This window comes from Rhizobium sp. CIAT894 (genome assembly GCF_000172795.2).
In the GTDB taxonomy this organism is placed as follows: Bacteria; Pseudomonadota; Alphaproteobacteria; order Rhizobiales; family Rhizobiaceae; genus Rhizobium.
This window is the reverse complement of sequence record NZ_CP020947.1, coordinates 569,851-585,359: the sequence shown is the minus strand read 5'-3', so window position 1 is coordinate 585,359 and position 15,509 is coordinate 569,851. Positions and strand designations below refer to the sequence as shown.

The following is a 15,509-nucleotide window of genomic DNA, read 5'->3' as shown; positions in this document are numbered from 1 at the left end:
TCCACGAATTGAGGAGGCCGTGCGTATGAAAATGAGCGATGGGGTCGAGCAGGCCATTCACAGCGTCGCCATGCTGTCCGGCCTTTCCGAAGGCGGCGTGCTTTCGGCGGCCGCGCTGGCGCAATTCCACGGCGTGTCGACGAGCTATCTGCTCAAACACCTGCAGGCGCTGTCGGGTGCCGGCATCCTCGATACCGTGCCGGGGCCGAAGGGCGGTTATCGGCTGGCGAAGGCGCCGGCGGAGATTTCGCTGCTCGATATTCTGCTCGCCGTCGAAGGACCGGCACCGGCCTTTCGCTGCGCCGAAATCCGCCAGCGCGGACCGAACCCGGTCTCCGACCGCTTCTTCGCCACGCCCTGCAACATCAGCGCGGCGATGCTGAGAGCCGAACGGGTCTACCGGGCCGAACTCGCCAAGACCAGCATTGCCGATCTCGGCATTGAACTTGCCGCCCTCGACGACGGATCGATCGCAGCCCGAGGCTGCGCCTTCCTTGAAATTCATGAACGCAAGACGGCTCGTTGAGCCCCAACAAGGAGAATGACCATGCAACCACGTTTCAATTTCGCCAAAGCCGCTCCCGATGCCTACAAGGCCGTCGCCGCACTCGAACAATATGTCCAGTCTTCCGGGCTGGAGCGCCGCTTCATTCACCTGATCAAGCTGCGCGCCTCGCAGATCAATGGCTGCGCCTATTGCGTCGACATGCATGTGAAGGAAGCCCGCCACGATGGCCTCAGCGAGCAATGGATCAACCTGATGTGCGTCTGGCGGGAATCGCCTGTTTACGATGCCCGCGAAAGGGCCCTGCTCGGCTGGGTCGACGCCGTCACCAATATCGCCAAGACGGGCGCACCGGACGGCGATTACGAGGCGCTGAAGGCGCATTTCTCCGAGAAGGAGATGACCGAGATCACCGTGGCGATCGGCGCGATCAATATCTGGAACCGGCTGGCGGTCGGCTTCCGCTCGCAGCATCCGATCGATGCGGCAGTGAAAGCGGCTTGAGGTCAATGCGATAGAAGTGAGCGGGGGATGGAGAGGTCGCGGCATATCCTCTGCTCGCCTCAGTCCCAAGGAGGGGGTGAGCCCGTTGGCTCAACCAGGTAAGCGTGAGGCCACACGGCACCGCGTAGAACCAGGAAGTGCGACGTCTCATCCGCTGCATCAACGGCAAGTTTGGCAAAACAGGCCCCCAATCTCCGTCATCCCAGGCCTTGAGCCTGGGATCCATGGCCCCTCTGACGGCGGCCGGCGTGGATCCTCGGGTCAAGCCCGAGGATGACGGAGTGTGGGGTGGTTTGTGGAGCAAGGACAGCTAGGAATCGGTGCGGGGTAGCGATTTTTGCATAGGCTTCTCAACCCCATCTGCCCCGCGGGCACCTTTGATGGCATCCCAACAACCGACCCGAAAAATTCGGGTCGGTTGAATATACGGTCACTCGTAATTCGGAGTGGCTCGCAAGGCAACGGCGTCAGGCCCTGTGCCCGAGAGGTCGATGCTGTTGAGCAGATCGCGGACGACCTTCGCGATTTCGTCCGCGGAAGCGCCCCTGGCGTATTCTTCCTGCATGCGGCGTCTCACAAGCTTTTCCAAATCTGACATAACTCACCTCATCAAATCCGGCGCGAGTGGAGTTTCGCGCCGGGACGGAGCAGGGGCAAGTTACGATTTGTTTAGAATGGCTTACGGATTTGTAATGTCAGAGGGCGATATAACGGTCGGCGCGGTGGTTGATGGCGACGAAGAGGTTGAGGACGATGGCGCCGAGGACGGAGTAGAAGACGACAGGCGGCGTGGTGACGAAGAAGGCGGCGGCGAGCACGCACATGTCGATGGCGAGCTGGACGAGGCCGGCGCGGATGCCGAAACGTTCCTGCAGATAGATGCCGAGAATGCCGACGCCGCCGAGGCTGGCGCGGTGGCGATAGAGCGCCAGCAGGCCGAAGCCGAGGAGCAGGCCGCCGAGAAGGGCGGCCCAGGCCGGATGGATGCTGGAAATCGAAAAGAAGCGCGACTGCACGTCTGATAGCACCGAGGTCAGGCCGATGGCGATGAAGGTCTTGATCGTGAAAGCCATGCCGAGGCGCTTCCACGACAGCCAGAAGAACGGCACGTTGAGCAGGAAGAAGGCAAGGCCGAAATTGACGCCGAAAGCATAATGCAGAAGGAAAGCCACCCCGGCGGTGCTGCCTGTCAGAAGCCCGGCGCTGGCGAGCACGTAAAGGCCAAGGGCTGCGACAAGGCTGCCCGAGAAGATGCCCTGCACGTCTTCGGCCGGGGCATGGCGCGTGGCGCTGGTATTCCAGAAGCCGAAGGTATTGATGAGCTGTGTCATGTCGCCAGTCTCCAACAGCAGACGCGTTCGGGAACACGTCCGGAGGAAAAGCCGGACGCGGTGGATTTTCGATTGTGAAATGAACAGGATTGCCCAGCGTCTTATCGCCGCGCTCTCTGCGGATATCCGTGCAATATCAGTCTTCTTGTGCGTCGATCAAGCGAAATAGGTAAGCAATGCTGTCCTATAAAAACATCGCAAGAAATGTTCGCTCACGCGGGTTTGCGCGTAAGGAACAGAATGCCGGCAACCGGTTTGCCGCCATCTTTGCGAATGACCGTCCTGACGATGGTGAGGATTTCCAGGCCGTGGCGGGCAAGCAGCTGCCTCACATAGGTTTCGGAATGGGCATAGCGCAGCGACGGCGCGAGATGGAAGCCTTCGCCATCCCCTGCATCCTCGACGGAAAAGGCGATATGGGCGCCCGACGCGGCAAGCTCTTCGATGATCGCAAAGACGCTTTCGAGATTGCCGAGATACATCAGCACGTCGGCTGCCGTCACCAGGTCGGCGCGCTGGCGTCCCGCATCGGCAAACAGGCCGGAAAGATCGGGCGCGAGCGAGAGATCGGCCTGGGCGAGATGATCGTAGATCCCCTTCTCGGCCGCCTTGACCAGCATGTTCTGCGAGAGGTCGAAGCCTTCGAGACGGCCGGCGCAAGCGCGGATTTCGGGGCCGAGCAGACCGGTGCCGCAGCCGAGATCGACGGCGCATGCGTAATGCCTGCCGGTGGAGGTGACAAGGGAGGCAAGCTTCTGCGGCACGCTGTAGTCGAGTTTTTCGACGAGCGACGTTTCGAAACGGTCGGCATAATCATCGAACAGGCGCTCGATATAGCGGCTCGGCGGCTTGTCAGGGGTGGCGCCGTCGCCGAGAAGGGCGAGCTTGAGGGCGGCGCCGAAAATGTCATCGGGATCGAGGGCAAGCGTCCGCCGATAGGCCTCGATCGCCGCGTCCCCCCTGCCCGCTTTTTCGCGATAGGTGGCGAGGCGATACCAGCCGGCCGCCCAGGCGGGCACGAGCTCCAGCGCCTGCTCCATCAGCTCGGCCGCCGCCTCCGGCTCACCGCCTTCTTCGAGCATCCTGGCATAATCGGCGCGGCGGTCGGCGATAACATCGCCTGAGGAAAGCTGGTGGGGCTGCATGAGTGGACCTTGCTTCTTTGTTTTACGCATGTCGTTGTCGCAAAACCGGTCGACACTTTTGCGCGACAAGCATTACACAGCCGCGCGTCTTTTAAGACGCGCAAAGGAGGCTGTAACACTTTCAATCCGCGCATCTGGCGGCGGCCACAAAAAAACTCAAGTCCTATTTCACAGGCGAAACAGCCAATTCCGGAAAGGGCTTGCGGGCAGTGCGCCGCAACCTTATTCCAGGGGCAAACAGGAGATGGCTTATGTCCGATCAGGCGAACAGGTTCCTTGGCGATTCAGTCGGCCGCACGTTGATAAAACTTATCGTGGTGTCGCTGATCGTCGGTTTCGTCATGACCGTCTTCGGCCTGACGCCATGGAACATCATCTATGGTTTCCGCGACTTCATCCTGGAAATCTGGCATCGGGGTTTTTCGGCACTCGGGCGCGTCGGCGACTATCTCCTGCTCGGCGCCACGATCGTCATCCCGCTCTTCGTCATCCTTCGCCTTTTCAGCTATCGCCGGTAACATGACCTCCATCGATCTTTCCAGGCGCGGCCTGCTCCGCCTTTCCGGACTTGCGCTCGCCGCCGGCATTGCCGGCTGCACCACCACGCCGCGCGTTGCCGGCACGCCTTCGAACGGCGAGGACGAGACGGCGAGCGTATTGCCGCTCGTCAATCAGCTCCGTGCCAAAAACGGCCTGCCGCCGCTTGCTATCGACCCGGCGGCGCAGACCGCCGCCCTCTTCCAGGCCAAACGCATGGCGAGCGTCGGCAAGATGGCGCATCTGATCGGCATGACCGACAATTTCGGCGCCCGCGTCAAAGCGAGCGGCGTGCGGCTGCCGGCAGCGGAAAACATTGCCTCCGGCCAGCAGAGCGTCGATGCCGTGGTGACGGCCTGGATCAACTCGCCGCATCATCTGGAGAACATGCTCGGGCGTTATGACGGCCTCGGCGTCGCCGTTGCCCATAATACATCTTCCAGGAACCTGCCCTATTGGGCCATGGTGCTTTCCAGCCGAGGCGATTCCGCCTCAATATGAGGCAGGTCATGGATACGCGCAGCGACAATCACTCTTTTGGCTTCGAGGTAACGCACCGGCTGGTGCTGTCGATTGCCATTCCGATGACGCTCGGCTTCATGACCACACCGCTGCTCGGGCTGACGAGCACCGCCGTCGTCGGCCATATGGGCAACGCGGAAGCGCTTGCAGGGCTTGCGATCGGCGCGATGCTGTTCGATCTGATCCTCGGCAGTTTCAATTTCCTGCGCGCCTCGACGACGGGACTGACGGCGCAGGCCTATGGCCGGCGGGATCAGCACGAGCAACAGGCCGTTTTCTGGCGGGCTTTGATTTCCGCGCTCGGCTGCGGCTTGACGCTGCTCTGTCTTTCGCCGCTGTTGATGGCGGCCGGTTTGAAGCTGATGGGCGCGCAAGGGGCGATCGCCGAAGCGACCGGCACCTATTTCGCGATCCGCATGCTGGCAGCACCGGCGGCGCTGGCGAATTACGCGATCCTCGGCTTCGTGCTCGGGCGCGGACAGGGCACTGTCGGCCTGCTGCTGCAGGCGCTGATCAATGGCATCAACATCCTGCTTTCCATCTATCTCGGCCTGTCGCTCGGCTGGGGTGTGGCGGGGGTGGCCTGGGCAACGATGGCCGGCGAGACAGCCGGCGCGTTCGCCGGGCTCTTCATCGTGCTCAAAGGTTTCGGCGGGGCCGAGCGGCCGGCTTGGCCCGAGATCTTTTCCCGGCACCGGCTTGCGGAGCTTTTCGCGCTCAATCGCGACATCCTGATCCGCACCTTCGTGCTGATCGGCGCTTTCACGATCATGACACGGATCGGCACCGGCTTCGGGGCGGTGACGCTTGCCGCCAATGCCGTGCTGATGAATTTCTTCCTGCTGTCAGGCTATTATCTCGACGGGCTTGCCAATGCCGCCGAGCAGATTACCGGCCGGGCGATCGGCGCGCGTTATCGGCCGGCCTTCGACCGCGGGCTGAAGCTGACGACCGTCTGGTCCTTCGGACTGGCCGCATTCGCTTCCGCCTTCTTCTTTCTCGCCGGCCCGTGGCTGATCTCGGTGCTGACGACCTCGCCCGAAGTGCGGCAGGCAGCCGAAACCTATCTGCCCTGGGCTGCGATCACCGGGCTGACGGGGGCGCTCGCTTTCCTGATGGACGGGGTCTTCATCGGCGCGACATGGTCTGTCGACATGCGCAACCGCATGCTGATATCCTTTGCCGGTTATCTCCTGATGCTCGCCGTCTTCGTGCCGCTCTTCGGCAACCACGGCCTGTGGCTCGGCATGAACGCCTTCCTGCTCTTCCGCGGCTTCTTTCTCGCAGTGCTGGTCAAGCCGCGCGCCGATCAGACTTTTCGCGCTGCCCAGTAATCGAGCCTGCTATCGCGCAGCTCGCTTATCGAGCCGGCCTTTTCGCGATCCAACAGTTTCGAGAGGCCGCGAACGATATCGCCGGGCAGGCCCGGGCCTTCATAGACCATGCAGGAATAGAGCTGGACGAGATCGGCGCCGGCTCTGATCTTCTCCAGTGCCGTTTCGGCCGAGGAGACGCCGCCGACGCCGATGATCGGCAAAGCCGGGCCGACGCGCTTGCGCATCCGGGCAAGCACCGCCGTCGATTTTTCAAACAGCGGCACGCCGGAAAGACCACCGGTCTCCTGCGCCTGGCGCTGATCTTTCAGACCTTCGCGCGACAGCGTGGTGTTGGAGACGATCAGGCCATCCAGCGCATGCGAGAGCACTTCGGCGGCGATATCGTCCATGCCTTCCTCGGTCAGGTCTGGAGCGATCTTCAGGAAGACCGGGATCTTCCGGCCGGATTTCTGTGCCATCTCGTCGCGCGCCGCAAGCACTGATGAGAGCAGCGCCGCCAGGCTTTCACGCGCCTGCAGGTCGCGCAGGCCGGGCGTATTCGGCGAGGAGATATTGGCGGTGAAATAGCGCGCGACGGAATAGAAGCGGCGGATGCCGGCGACGTAATCGGCGATGCGATCTTCGCTATCCTTGTTGGCGCCGATATTGACGCCGATCATGCCGCCGCCCGTCAGTGCCGAGAGGCGTTCGAAAGCGGCATCATGGCCCTCATTGTTGAAACCGAGGCGATTGATGACCGCTTCATCCTCGACCAGGCGGAAGATGCGCGGGCGCGGATTGCCGGCCTGCGGCTTTGGCGTCACCGTGCCGATCTCGGTAAAGCCGAAACCGAGCTTCAGCAGGGCTTCGGGCACCTCGGCATTCTTGTCGTAACCGGCGGCCATGCCGAGCGGATTGTCGAAGGCAAGGCCGGCGACGGTCTGGCGCAGGCGCGGATCGGGGGTGACCTGGCAGGCGGGCACCAGGCCGGACTTCAGCGCGGCAATCGACATGCCGTGCGCGGTTTCCGGATCGAACAGGAAGAGGCCCTTGCGGGCGAGACGCTTGAAGGGATCGATCATGGCGTAAGCTCCGGGAAGATATGGGCGCCTATTTCATCGAGCGGCAGCGCCGCCTCCCAGAGCACGGCGGCCAGCGGCAGATCGGCGTAAAGATGCGGGAAGAGATCGCCGCCGCGCGACGGCTCGAAGATCAGCTTGTCGCCGAAGCCGCTGCCATCGACGGCAACCAGCAGCAGCCCGGACTGGCCGGTAAAATGCAGGGCCGCGGTCTGCTTGACCTGATCGGCCGTCGAGAAATGGATGAAGCCGTCCTTGAGATCGATGCCGGCGCCATGAAAAATGCCGGTTTGTCTGGCTTGCTGCCAGAGCGTTTCCGTCACGATCTTGTAAAGGGTCGGTGTCACGCTCATCATGGCCTCGCGATTGCTGGTCCTCGGGTCACGAGGGCTTTGCCGGAAAGAGGCGGCGATGTCCACGCCCCCGGCGCTTAAAATGGGACTGCCACGGGCAAAATCCGGAGGATGAGACGATGAAGTTTTTGGTTCTCACATTTGGCGTTCTTCTCCTGCCGCTCGGCGCTGCGGCGGCGGAGGCCGATGCAACCCGCTTCCAGCTGGAAAAGAGCGGCGACCATTTCGTCCGGCTCGACCGACAGACCGGGGCGATGTCGATCTGCCAGGACAAGGACGGCGCCCTCGTCTGCCGCATGGCCGCCGACGAGCGGGCAGCCTATGAGGATGAGCTCGACCGGCTCTCCGAGCGGGTGACGAAGCTGGAACAAGGCGGCCTCGTCCAGCGCGCACTGCCGAGCGATGCCGAAGTCGACCGCTCGATCAGCATCATGGAAAAGATGATGAAGAGTTTCATGGGGATGGTGAAGGAGTTCCAGGCCGAGGAAAATGCCAATCCTCTTCCGCAGAAGACCTGATCTGATATAGTCCCTGCGAGAAAGCGGCATGCGGCGCGGAGGGGATGGCGGCGCATGCAGGCAGGATCGGGCTCTTGGGAGGGAGTTTTCGATGCACGAACAGACCATCATCATTGCCGACGATCACCCGCTGTTCCGCGATGCGCTGCGCCAGGCTGTCATCGGCATGGAAGGCCGGCAGACGATCGTCGAGGCCGGCGATTTCGCCGCCGCGCGCAAGGCGGCAGGCGCCCATGCGGAGGCCGACCTGATGCTGCTCGACCTCGCCATGCCGGGAGTCAGCGGCTTTTCCGGCCTGATGGCGCTGCGCTCCGAATTCGCCAGCCTGCCGATCATCATCGTTTCGGCCACCGACGACGCGACGACGATCCGCCGGGCGCTGGAACTTGGCGCGTCCGGCTTCATCTCCAAATCCTCCGGCATCGACGACATTCGCCGCAGCATTCAGACGGTGCTGGCCGGCGATATCGCCACGCCGGAAAGCTATCGCGACGGGCAAGAGCAGGATCCCGATGTCGCCAACCTGATCCACCGCCTGCACACGCTGACGCCGCAGCAGAGCCGGGTGCTGACCATGCTCGCCGAAGGGCTTTTGAACAAGCAGATCGCCTATGAGCTCGGCGTCTCCGAGGCGACCATCAAGGCGCATGTCTCGGCGATCCTGTTAAAACTCGATGTCGACAGCCGGACGCAGGCGGTCATCCAGCTCGGCAAGATCAATATGGCGATGGTCGCCTGAAACGCTTGCAATAACAGGATTTTATTCCTCCTTTGCCTTTACTCGGACGGCACGGTCGGTTAATATTCCGCCCGGCTGACGCGCGGATGAACCGCGTACGGAATCGGGCGCCTATGCTGTCACACGACCAGATCTGGGGAGCGATCGACAGGCTTGCCGAGCGGCACGAGCTGACGCCATCCGGTCTTGCGCGCCGCGCCGGGCTCGACCCCACCTCCTTCAACAAATCGAAACGGCTTTCCGCCGATGGCCGGCTGCGCTGGCCCTCGACGGAATCGATCGCCAAGGTGCTCGACGCCACCGGGGCGAGCGTCGAGCAGTTTCTTGCCTTCCTGCAGCCGGATGCCGGTTTTTCCAGGACGCTGGCCGGGCAGTTGGTCGCACGGCCCGACGGCGCGGTTCCGCCGCAGGGCAGCTCGATTCCGCTGCTCGGCTTTGCCCAGGCCGGCGCCGGCGGCTTCTTCGACGATGGCGGCTTTCCGGCCGGCCAGGGCTGGGACGTGGTGGAATTTCCGGCAACGCCGTCGCAAAAATCGGGCGTCTATGCGCTGGAGGTGCAGGGCGAAAGCATGATGCCGCTTTATCGCGACGGCGACGTGCTGATCGTCGAGCCGGCGGCGCAGGTGCGCCGCAACGACCGCGTCGTGGTGCGCACACGCGAGGGCGAGGTGATGGCCAAGGTACTGCTGCGCCAGAGCCCGCGGTCGATCGAACTCCTGTCGCTCAATCCCGAACATCCCAACCGCACCCTCGATCTTGCCGATGTCGACTGGATCGCCCGCATCATCTGGGCCAGCCAATAGGAAGATATTCCATGCGCCCTGCCGCCGTCTTCACAGGTCTCCTAGGGATGACGGTGGTGGCCGGCCTGCTGCTGGCCGGGCAGGCAAAGCTTCGCGGCGACACCGCCGGCGACGAGACGGCATCGGCGGAGGAGACGGCAACCGCCGCAGCGGATGGCGTCCCCAAGGCCGGCGAATCGGCCGTGATATCGGATGAACAAGCCGAAATCATCGCCGGCTCGGCGCAGCCGGTGCCTCCGCCGGCTCCAGAGCCCGGGGCCGGAGCGGGTGACGGCGCGGCAGCCAAACCCGCCGATGTCACGCAGCAAGCCCAGACCGGCGGCCAGCAAGCGGCAGCGCCGGCCGCGAAAAAGCCGATAGAGCTGGCGCGGCCGGCGGTCGAAAATGCCGGTATGCTTTCGTTCGGCGAGCGCCGGCTGCAGCTGGCCGGCGTCATTCCGACAGCCGCCGATAAAATATGCGGGCCGGCGGGCCGGCAATGGCCCTGCGGCATGATGGCGAAGACGGCGCTGCGCCAGCTGTTGCGCAACCGCAGCATCGGCTGCGATCTCGATACAGCGGAATGGAAGGGAACGGTATCGGCAAGCTGCCGGCTCGGCGGGCAGGATCTCGGCACATGGCTCGTCGAAAACGGCTGGGCGGAAGCAGGCGCGGGTTCGCCGCTGGCATCAGTGGCCGACACGGCCAGGCAGGCGGGAAAAGGCATTTACGGCGACGACCCGCGCCGGAGATAGACGGCGGCCTTGACAGAGGGCCGATCCCTTGTAATGCCGGCTGCCAATTCCTACTCTGGGCTGATCGAAAAAGGAAACAGAGATGAACAAGCCGCTTTCCGCCCATGACGCGCTGATCTACGTGATGGTGATGGCCTCCGCCGTCGACAGCACGATGAACGACCGGGAGATGGAAAGGATCGGCCAGCTGATCGGGTTCCTGCCGGTGTTCCGCGATTTCGACGACGACAAGCTGATTTCGGTGGCGCGCGACTGCGCCTCGCTGCTGGCCGGGCCGGAAGGTCTCGACGTCGTTCTGGAAACCGTGCGCGATACCCTGCCGGCAAAACTCTACGACACGGCCTATGCGCTGGCTGTCGAAGTCGCTTCCGCCGATCTTTCGGTCAAGGCCGAGGAACTCAGGCTGCTCAGCCTGCTGCGCGACCGGCTCGGGCTCGACAAGCTCACCTGCGCGGCGATCGAGCGCAGCGCCATTGCCCGCTTCCGCAAGGGCTAAAGCGCGTCGCGATCTTTCAGATTCGCTTCCCGTGCTTTAGGTCTTTGTTTTACGCATGTCGTTGCAGCAAAAGCGCTTCGCGCTTTGCCCGGCAAAAGCGCTTCCGCTTTGCCTGGGAAAACCGCGGCACACTTTTGCGCGACATGCTTTAATCTCTATTTTTCAGTAGAGCCCGTAAGGGAAATAACGCAGATAGATTTCCTGGAGGCGGCCATTGCGCGACAGTGTGGCGAGCGCGTGGTCGATGGCCGCCGTCAGCACGCTGTCCTTCTGCCGCAGCATGATCGTCATGCCCTCGCCGAGGAATTGCTCGGAGAGATAAGGCCCGTCGAACAGCGCGCAGCATTTGGCTGAGGCCGGCGACGAGACCCAGAAGGAAAGCTGCAGCGCATCGGCAAAGGCGGCATCGACCTTGCGCTCCCTGAGGGCTGCCAGTAGGGCGTCCTTGGTGTCGAACGGCTGGGCCTTAATCGTCGGGAAGAAGGCCGACAGCATCGCCTCATGCACCGTCCCCCTGACGACACCGACCGGGCGTTTCGAAAGAGCGGCCGCCGTCTTCCCGTCGAGCGGCACGGCGAGATTGCGCACGAAGCGGGCCGGCAGCATCAGATAGGGCCGGGAGAAGACGAATTGCCGGCGCAGTTCCGGGGTCACCGCCAGGCCGGCGATGACGGCATCGCCCTGCGAGGCGGCAAGCGCATCCTTCAAATCGGCGAAGGGGATCGCCTGAATCTGGCACTTGTCCGATATCTCCAGCTCGCTGCAGATTTCACGGGCAAGGTCGACGTCGAAACCCGAAAGCTTGCCGTTCTGATCGGTGAAATTGAACGGCGGAAAATCCACCGAGGTGAGGAAGCGCAGGCGCACCAGCGAGGAGAGATCGGGTCTCGCAAGACGCTCGCGGGCATCGAAGAGCAGCGGCAGCGAGGGAGACGCCTGCTGGGCGGATACGGCAGAGCTCGAAAGCAGCGCTGCCAGCAACAGTCCGAACGCGAAAAACCCTTTGAGAGTCAGGGATGCCAGCTTGGATTGCGTCATCGTGATCTTGGTCTCGGGGTTGAGGGCGAAGCATCGCGGGGTCGGAAAGATGTAACAGAGTCATGGCCGGCGGGGAATATGGGTGAGGTGAGCATGACAGTTGCGAAAGCATCGGCCTCGGAGCAGCGCGGTAACCTACAAGGATGAGGCTCTCGTGAGCGTTGGCGCCAACCTCTTGCCTCCCTAAAATTATGGGTGTGTCTGCGCCCGGTGTTAGCGCGGAATTAAAGAATATCGCCTCTATTTGTGGCGACGACATCGGACCCCGCCAGCCGATCGCATGATGCACGCGTCAGTCCAAACCTATCTTTGAACCGCGATATTGAAGCAGCGCTTTTTTCTGCAGCAATTGATTTCAAAAGCACCGGGCGCGCGACGCGCCCCAGTCAACCGGGTGACATTTCCATGTTGAAGCATCTGAAAATCCGCACGAAAATCATATCGGTCGTGGCGCTGCTCGGACTGATCACGATGGCCGGGCTGATCTATGTCATCTCCGAATTCCGCCGGGCGGACGCCGCCTACGGCGCCTTCATCGATCATGAAGCGACGGCCTCGATGCTGAGCGCGCGCGCCAGCGCATCGGTCGTGGCCTCGGTGCTGCAAGTTACTCTGCTTGCCGAAATGAAACCCGATACGCCGGCATTCCAGGCGACGCTGGCCACGCCGAGCAGGCTGCCGCAGGCCCGTGACCGGCTGAAACAGGCGCTGGTTCTGGTACCGAGCCGCAAGGCCGCGATCGACGACATCCAGGCCGGCATCGATGAAATCGAAGCGCTGGCGAACAAGATCATCGAACAGAGCAAGGCCAAGGACAGCGCCGGCGCACTGGCGAATGCCGCCCTGATCAATACCAAGCTCGATGCGCTGACGCCGAAGATGATCGCCAACAACGATGCGATGATGGCCTTGCTCAACGACGGCGGCGACGCGCTTTCGGCTTCCGTCAACGGCCAGATCACCTTCAGCTTCGCCCTGATCAGCATCGCCGTGCTCGCCGCGATCGGTTTCGGCGTGCTCGTGGCGCAGAAAGGCATCACCGGCCCGATGACCGAGCTGCGCCTGCGCATGGCCCGGCTTGCAGAAGGTGACACCACAAGCGAGGTCAGCGGCCTCGACCGTGGCGACGAAGTCGGCCAGATGGCAAAGGCCGTATCGATCTTCCGCGACAACGCGATCGAGCGAGCCCGGATCGAAGCTCGCGCCGAAGCCGACCGCGATGTCAGCGACGGCGAGCGTCGTGATCGCGAGGCGCAGAAAGCCCGCGAAGCCGGCGAACTCGACCGTGCCGTCGCAGCCCTCGGCGACGGCCTGCGCCGCCTGGCCGCCGGCGATCTCGCCTCGCATATCGACCAGCCTTTCGTTGCCCATCTCGATGCGCTGCGCCAGGATTTCAACAACTCGGTCGAGAAGCTCAACGAGACCATGCATACGGTCGGCGCCAATGCCCGGGCGATCGGTGCCGGCGCCAACGAGATCCGCTCTTCCGCAGACCAGCTTTCCCAACGGACGGAACAGCAATCGGCCTCCGTCGAAGAAACGGCGGCGGCGCTCGAAGAGATCACTACCACGGTGCGCGACGCCGCCAAGCGCGCCGAGGAGGCGAGCCAGCTCGTCGCCCGCACCCGCCTCGGCGCCGAAAAATCCGGCGAGATCGTCCGCAAGGCGGTCTCCGCCATGCAGCAGATCGAGCAGTCTTCGGTTGCGATCGGCAACATCATCGGCGTCATCGACGACATTGCCTTCCAGACCAATCTGCTGGCGCTCAATGCCGGCGTCGAAGCCGCACGTGCCGGTGAGGCCGGCAAGGGTTTTGCGGTCGTCGCCCAGGAAGTGCGCGAGCTCGCCCAGCGCTCGGCCAAGGCAGCCAAGGAAATCAAGGACCTGATCACCAATTCCGGCACGCATGTGCAGACCGGCGTCTCGCTGGTCGGCGAAACCGGCAAGGCGCTCGACTCGATCGTCGCCGAGGTGCAGGAGATCAACCAACACGTCCACGCGATCGCCGAAGCCGCGCGTGAACAGTCGATCGGGCTGCAGGAGATCAACACCGCCGTCAACACCATGGACCAGGGCACGCAGCAGAATGCGGCGATGGTCGAGCAGTCGACGGCGGCCAGCCACGGCCTTGCCACCGAAGCGGCAGCGCTCAACAACCTGCTCGGCCAGTTCCGGCTGACCGGCACCGGCAGCCTCGCCGCCGCCGCCCCGATCGCCTCCACCCGGCCGCCGGCCGCAGCACCGCGCGCGCCCACGCGCCCGGCCGCAGCCAAGGCATCGATCCGCGTCGCCAGGGAAGGCACGACCCGCCCGGCCGCCTCCCCCGCCCGCGCCCTCGGCCAAACGCTTGCCAACGCCTTCGGCGCCGGCAGCAGCGCGCCGAAAAGCCCGGATGGGGATTGGACGGAGTTCTGAGACACAGATGTCCGGTTCGCGCCCTGTGATTTGCCCCTCACCCTCGATGACGGCTTGCTTGCGAGCGGTGGGCGAGGAACTGAGAGGCAACCACAAGTCTCTTCTCCCCTCGGGGAGAAGGTGCCGGCAGGCGGATGAGGGGGCTACCCGGACTTCCCTCTCGTCATAATCTACCCCACCATCGAAGCCTGCATGGACGTAGCTGGAAAGACCGGCTTCGCCGGCCCCCTCATCCGCCCTACGGGCACCTTCTCCCCGCCGGGGAGAAGAGGGAATCGCGAGGTCGCGGCATGTCCCTCTTAGCCGCGTTTACCGGCTCCGTCCCACTCTAACCCGGCCGCCAACCCACCTCGACGAGGATATTCCCCGGCGCCGTGCAATAGAACAGCCAGCCGCCGCGCATGGCGGCCGGCGGACCGGACAGCGCCGCGCCAGCGGCAACAAGCCCGGCATGGACAGTATCGACGTCACCCCTTTCAGGCAGGATGAAGCCGATGTGATAGGTCTGGCGGCCTATCTCCACCTGGTCGGCAGTGCCGAACTTGGCGATCGGGTGGCTGAGGACGATTTCGAGGCCGGCGTCGTCGCTCAGAATCGCCAGGCCGTTCTGGCCGCGCATATCCTTCAGCGTCAGGCCGAAATGGCGGATGAAGAAATCCGCTGTTGCAGCAATATCGGGAACGTGGAAATCGAGATGGTTCAGGCGCATGACAGTCTCCGTTCGAAAAAATCCCGGGACTGCCTTTTGCCGTCTCCGCACGCCGCCGGGATCCCGCATCTTGATGCGGATCACGTCGCGGGTTCTCGTGCCGTGGCACGGAGCAGAGCTTCGTAAGAGCGCTCACGCGCTCTCGCGGAAGGGATCGGGCTTACCTCAACCGATCCTGCCTTTTTCGACGATGCCGATCTAGCAGACGGCGGTGGTTTCGGCAATGGAAAGGCGGAAGCGATCACGGCGCTCCAGGCGATGTTTCGCGAAGGCGTGAAGGCGCAGATGCCGTTTCGTCTGGCGAGCACGATGCAATCAGGAGTAAGATCGCGGCTTCGGCGCATCGGAAGGGATGGACATGAAACCCGCACTCATCGGCCTGATCGGCACCCTTATTCTTGCCGGGTGCAACAGCGTTTCCTACTATAGCGGCCCCGGCCTCGAGCCGATCCCGGGCAGCATCACCTATAACGGCCAGCCGCGCAGCAAGCTCACCAAATCACCACCCGGGTCCAGCTTCCCGCATGATTTTATCGACCAATACGGCCAGCAGGTAGAGGAAACCTACATCATTCAGCCCGATCGCAGCCTGATCATCGCGCACCGCCGATACAAGCCGATCCGGTTTTTTGGGGATTAGAAGAAGGCAGCTGGAGCGGGTGAAGGGAATCGAACCCTCGTATTCAGCTTGGGAAGCTGCTGCTCTACCATTGAGCTACACCCGCGATGATGCGAGATTTCCAACAGATGGGGGCCGCTGTCAAG

At 63.1% G+C, this 15,509-nt stretch carries 19 protein-coding genes and 1 tRNA gene; 12 read left to right on the top strand and 8 right to left on the bottom strand.

Annotation, left to right across the window (positions count from 1 at the left end; translation table 11 throughout):
* Window positions 1-25 precede the first annotated feature (25 nt).
* Together RHEC894_RS02890 and RHEC894_RS02885 are read left to right on the top strand one after the other, a co-directional pair.
* Window positions 26-526, top strand: a complete 501-nt coding sequence (locus tag RHEC894_RS02890; RefSeq protein WP_010065103.1) for an Rrf2 family transcriptional regulator — start codon at window positions 26-28, stop codon at window positions 524-526.
* Between the two features lie 21 nt (window positions 527-547).
* Window positions 548-1,009 (top strand): carboxymuconolactone decarboxylase family protein, encoded by a 462-nt coding sequence (locus tag RHEC894_RS02885; protein ID WP_085736043.1) that lies wholly within the window; start codon window positions 548-550, stop codon window positions 1,007-1,009.
* Window positions 1,010-1,439: 430 nt separating this feature from the next.
* Here RHEC894_RS02885 and RHEC894_RS32835 read toward each other — a convergent pair whose 3' ends face one another.
* From RHEC894_RS32835 to RHEC894_RS02875, 3 genes are all read right to left on the bottom strand, one after another.
* The gene (locus RHEC894_RS32835; RefSeq protein ID WP_010068918.1) at window positions 1,440-1,607 is read right to left on the bottom strand and encodes a hypothetical protein; all 168 of its coding nucleotides are present in this window, start codon (window positions 1,605-1,607) and stop codon (window positions 1,440-1,442) included.
* Window positions 1,608-1,704: 97 nt separating this feature from the next.
* A complete protein-coding gene (locus RHEC894_RS02880) occupies window positions 1,705-2,340 on the bottom strand; it encodes a YitT family protein (RefSeq protein ID WP_010068919.1) in 636 nt (211 codons plus the stop codon).
* A 212-nt stretch (window positions 2,341-2,552) separates the two neighbouring features.
* Entirely contained in the window at window positions 2,553-3,485 is a 933-nt protein-coding gene (locus RHEC894_RS02875; RefSeq protein ID WP_085736042.1) for a methyltransferase domain-containing protein, read from the bottom strand.
* A 251-nt stretch (window positions 3,486-3,736) separates the two neighbouring features.
* Here RHEC894_RS02875 and RHEC894_RS02870 point away from each other — a divergent pair, with 251 nt between their 5' ends.
* Genes RHEC894_RS02870 through RHEC894_RS02860 form a run of 3 tightly spaced genes read left to right on the top strand, consistent with a single transcriptional unit; the run spans window position 3,737 to window position 5,878 of the window.
* Window positions 3,737-4,003: a DUF6460 domain-containing protein gene (locus RHEC894_RS02870; RefSeq protein WP_085736040.1), complete on the top strand. Its 267-nt coding sequence runs from the start codon at window positions 3,737-3,739 to the stop codon at window positions 4,001-4,003.
* 1 nt (window position 4,004) lies between these two features.
* On the top strand, window positions 4,005-4,523 hold the full coding sequence (locus RHEC894_RS02865) for a CAP domain-containing protein (RefSeq protein WP_085736038.1): 519 nt from the start codon (window positions 4,005-4,007) through the stop codon (window positions 4,521-4,523).
* An 8-nt stretch (window positions 4,524-4,531) separates the two neighbouring features.
* Window positions 4,532-5,878 (top strand): MATE family efflux transporter, encoded by a 1,347-nt coding sequence (locus RHEC894_RS02860; RefSeq protein WP_085738833.1) that lies wholly within the window; start codon window positions 4,532-4,534, stop codon window positions 5,876-5,878.
* Here RHEC894_RS02860 and RHEC894_RS02855 read toward each other — a convergent pair.
* Complete coding sequence (locus tag RHEC894_RS02855; protein WP_085736037.1) at window positions 5,854-6,942, bottom strand: quinone-dependent dihydroorotate dehydrogenase; 1,089 nt, start codon at window positions 6,940-6,942, stop codon at window positions 5,854-5,856. The genes RHEC894_RS02860 and RHEC894_RS02855 overlap by 25 nt on opposite strands.
* Window positions 6,939-7,292: a DUF952 domain-containing protein gene (locus tag RHEC894_RS02850; protein WP_085738832.1), complete on the bottom strand. Its 354-nt coding sequence runs from the start codon at window positions 7,290-7,292 to the stop codon at window positions 6,939-6,941. The genes RHEC894_RS02855 and RHEC894_RS02850 overlap by 4 nt, the downstream gene beginning before the upstream one ends.
* A gap of 119 nt (window positions 7,293-7,411) precedes the next feature.
* Here RHEC894_RS02850 and RHEC894_RS02845 point away from each other — a divergent pair, with 119 nt between their 5' ends.
* From RHEC894_RS02845 to RHEC894_RS02825, 5 genes are all read left to right on the top strand, one after another.
* Complete coding sequence (locus RHEC894_RS02845; protein WP_085736035.1) at window positions 7,412-7,810, top strand: hypothetical protein; 399 nt, start codon at window positions 7,412-7,414, stop codon at window positions 7,808-7,810.
* A gap of 91 nt (window positions 7,811-7,901) precedes the next feature.
* The gene (locus RHEC894_RS02840; protein ID WP_085736034.1) at window positions 7,902-8,549 is read left to right on the top strand and encodes a response regulator transcription factor; all 648 of its coding nucleotides are present in this window, start codon (window positions 7,902-7,904) and stop codon (window positions 8,547-8,549) included.
* 113 nt (window positions 8,550-8,662) lie between these two features.
* A complete protein-coding gene (locus RHEC894_RS02835; RefSeq protein WP_085736032.1) occupies window positions 8,663-9,352 on the top strand; it encodes a helix-turn-helix transcriptional regulator in 690 nt (229 codons plus the stop codon).
* An 11-nt stretch (window positions 9,353-9,363) separates the two neighbouring features.
* Window positions 9,364-10,086 (top strand): thermonuclease family protein, encoded by a 723-nt coding sequence (locus tag RHEC894_RS02830; protein ID WP_085736031.1) that lies wholly within the window; start codon window positions 9,364-9,366, stop codon window positions 10,084-10,086.
* A gap of 82 nt (window positions 10,087-10,168) precedes the next feature.
* Entirely contained in the window at window positions 10,169-10,582 is a 414-nt protein-coding gene (locus RHEC894_RS02825; protein ID WP_003570543.1) for a tellurite resistance TerB family protein, read from the top strand.
* A 162-nt stretch (window positions 10,583-10,744) separates the two neighbouring features.
* Here the strand turns inward: RHEC894_RS02825 and RHEC894_RS02820 are convergent, their stop codons facing one another.
* Window positions 10,745-11,620: a transporter substrate-binding domain-containing protein gene (locus RHEC894_RS02820; RefSeq protein ID WP_010069423.1), complete on the bottom strand. Its 876-nt coding sequence runs from the start codon at window positions 11,618-11,620 to the stop codon at window positions 10,745-10,747.
* A 405-nt stretch (window positions 11,621-12,025) separates the two neighbouring features.
* Here RHEC894_RS02820 and RHEC894_RS02815 point away from each other — a divergent pair, with 405 nt between their 5' ends.
* Window positions 12,026-14,035 (top strand): methyl-accepting chemotaxis protein, encoded by a 2,010-nt coding sequence (locus RHEC894_RS02815; RefSeq protein WP_085736029.1) that lies wholly within the window; start codon window positions 12,026-12,028, stop codon window positions 14,033-14,035.
* 328 nt (window positions 14,036-14,363) lie between these two features.
* On the opposite strand, the gene RHEC894_RS02810 is transcribed toward RHEC894_RS02815, so the two are convergent.
* Window positions 14,364-14,744, bottom strand: a complete 381-nt coding sequence (locus RHEC894_RS02810; protein ID WP_085736028.1) for a VOC family protein — start codon at window positions 14,742-14,744, stop codon at window positions 14,364-14,366.
* A gap of 358 nt (window positions 14,745-15,102) precedes the next feature.
* On the opposite strand from RHEC894_RS02810, the gene RHEC894_RS02805 reads away from it, so the two are divergent.
* A complete protein-coding gene (locus RHEC894_RS02805) occupies window positions 15,103-15,384 on the top strand; it encodes a hypothetical protein (RefSeq protein ID WP_085738831.1) in 282 nt (93 codons plus the stop codon).
* 11 nt (window positions 15,385-15,395) lie between these two features.
* Here RHEC894_RS02805 and RHEC894_RS02800 read toward each other — a convergent pair.
* Window positions 15,396-15,469: transfer RNA gene (locus tag RHEC894_RS02800), tRNA-Gly, on the bottom strand.
* Window positions 15,470-15,509: the final 40 nt, after the last annotated feature.

What these genes read in the sequence shown, in the direction of transcription:
- RHEC894_RS02890 (WP_010065103.1), top strand. Translation starts at nt 26, where the DNA reads ATGAAAATGAGCGATGGGGTCGAGCAGGCCATTCACAGCGTCGCCATG.
- RHEC894_RS02885 (WP_085736043.1), top strand. Translation starts at nt 548, where the DNA reads ATGCAACCACGTTTCAATTTCGCCAAAGCCGCTCCCGATGCCTACAAG.
- RHEC894_RS32835 (WP_010068918.1), bottom strand. Translation starts at nt 1,607, where the DNA reads ATGTCAGATTTGGAAAAGCTTGTGAGACGCCGCATGCAGGAAGAATAC.
- RHEC894_RS02880 (WP_010068919.1), bottom strand. Translation starts at nt 2,340, where the DNA reads ATGACACAGCTCATCAATACCTTCGGCTTCTGGAATACCAGCGCCACG.
- RHEC894_RS02875 (WP_085736042.1), bottom strand. Translation starts at nt 3,485, where the DNA reads ATGCAGCCCCACCAGCTTTCCTCAGGCGATGTTATCGCCGACCGCCGC.
- RHEC894_RS02870 (WP_085736040.1), top strand. Translation starts at nt 3,737, where the DNA reads ATGTCCGATCAGGCGAACAGGTTCCTTGGCGATTCAGTCGGCCGCACG.
- RHEC894_RS02865 (WP_085736038.1), top strand. Translation starts at nt 4,005, where the DNA reads ATGACCTCCATCGATCTTTCCAGGCGCGGCCTGCTCCGCCTTTCCGGA.
- RHEC894_RS02860 (WP_085738833.1), top strand. Translation starts at nt 4,532, where the DNA reads ATGGATACGCGCAGCGACAATCACTCTTTTGGCTTCGAGGTAACGCAC.
- RHEC894_RS02855 (WP_085736037.1), bottom strand. Translation starts at nt 6,942, where the DNA reads ATGATCGATCCCTTCAAGCGTCTCGCCCGCAAGGGCCTCTTCCTGTTC.
- RHEC894_RS02850 (WP_085738832.1), bottom strand. Translation starts at nt 7,292, where the DNA reads ATGAGCGTGACACCGACCCTTTACAAGATCGTGACGGAAACGCTCTGG.
- RHEC894_RS02845 (WP_085736035.1), top strand. Translation starts at nt 7,412, where the DNA reads ATGAAGTTTTTGGTTCTCACATTTGGCGTTCTTCTCCTGCCGCTCGGC.
- RHEC894_RS02840 (WP_085736034.1), top strand. Translation starts at nt 7,902, where the DNA reads ATGCACGAACAGACCATCATCATTGCCGACGATCACCCGCTGTTCCGC.
- RHEC894_RS02835 (WP_085736032.1), top strand. Translation starts at nt 8,663, where the DNA reads ATGCTGTCACACGACCAGATCTGGGGAGCGATCGACAGGCTTGCCGAG.
- RHEC894_RS02830 (WP_085736031.1), top strand. Translation starts at nt 9,364, where the DNA reads ATGCGCCCTGCCGCCGTCTTCACAGGTCTCCTAGGGATGACGGTGGTG.
- RHEC894_RS02825 (WP_003570543.1), top strand. Translation starts at nt 10,169, where the DNA reads ATGAACAAGCCGCTTTCCGCCCATGACGCGCTGATCTACGTGATGGTG.
- RHEC894_RS02820 (WP_010069423.1), bottom strand. Translation starts at nt 11,620, where the DNA reads ATGACGCAATCCAAGCTGGCATCCCTGACTCTCAAAGGGTTTTTCGCG.
- RHEC894_RS02815 (WP_085736029.1), top strand. Translation starts at nt 12,026, where the DNA reads ATGTTGAAGCATCTGAAAATCCGCACGAAAATCATATCGGTCGTGGCG.
- RHEC894_RS02810 (WP_085736028.1), bottom strand. Translation starts at nt 14,744, where the DNA reads ATGCGCCTGAACCATCTCGATTTCCACGTTCCCGATATTGCTGCAACA.
- RHEC894_RS02805 (WP_085738831.1), top strand. Translation starts at nt 15,103, where the DNA reads ATGAAACCCGCACTCATCGGCCTGATCGGCACCCTTATTCTTGCCGGG.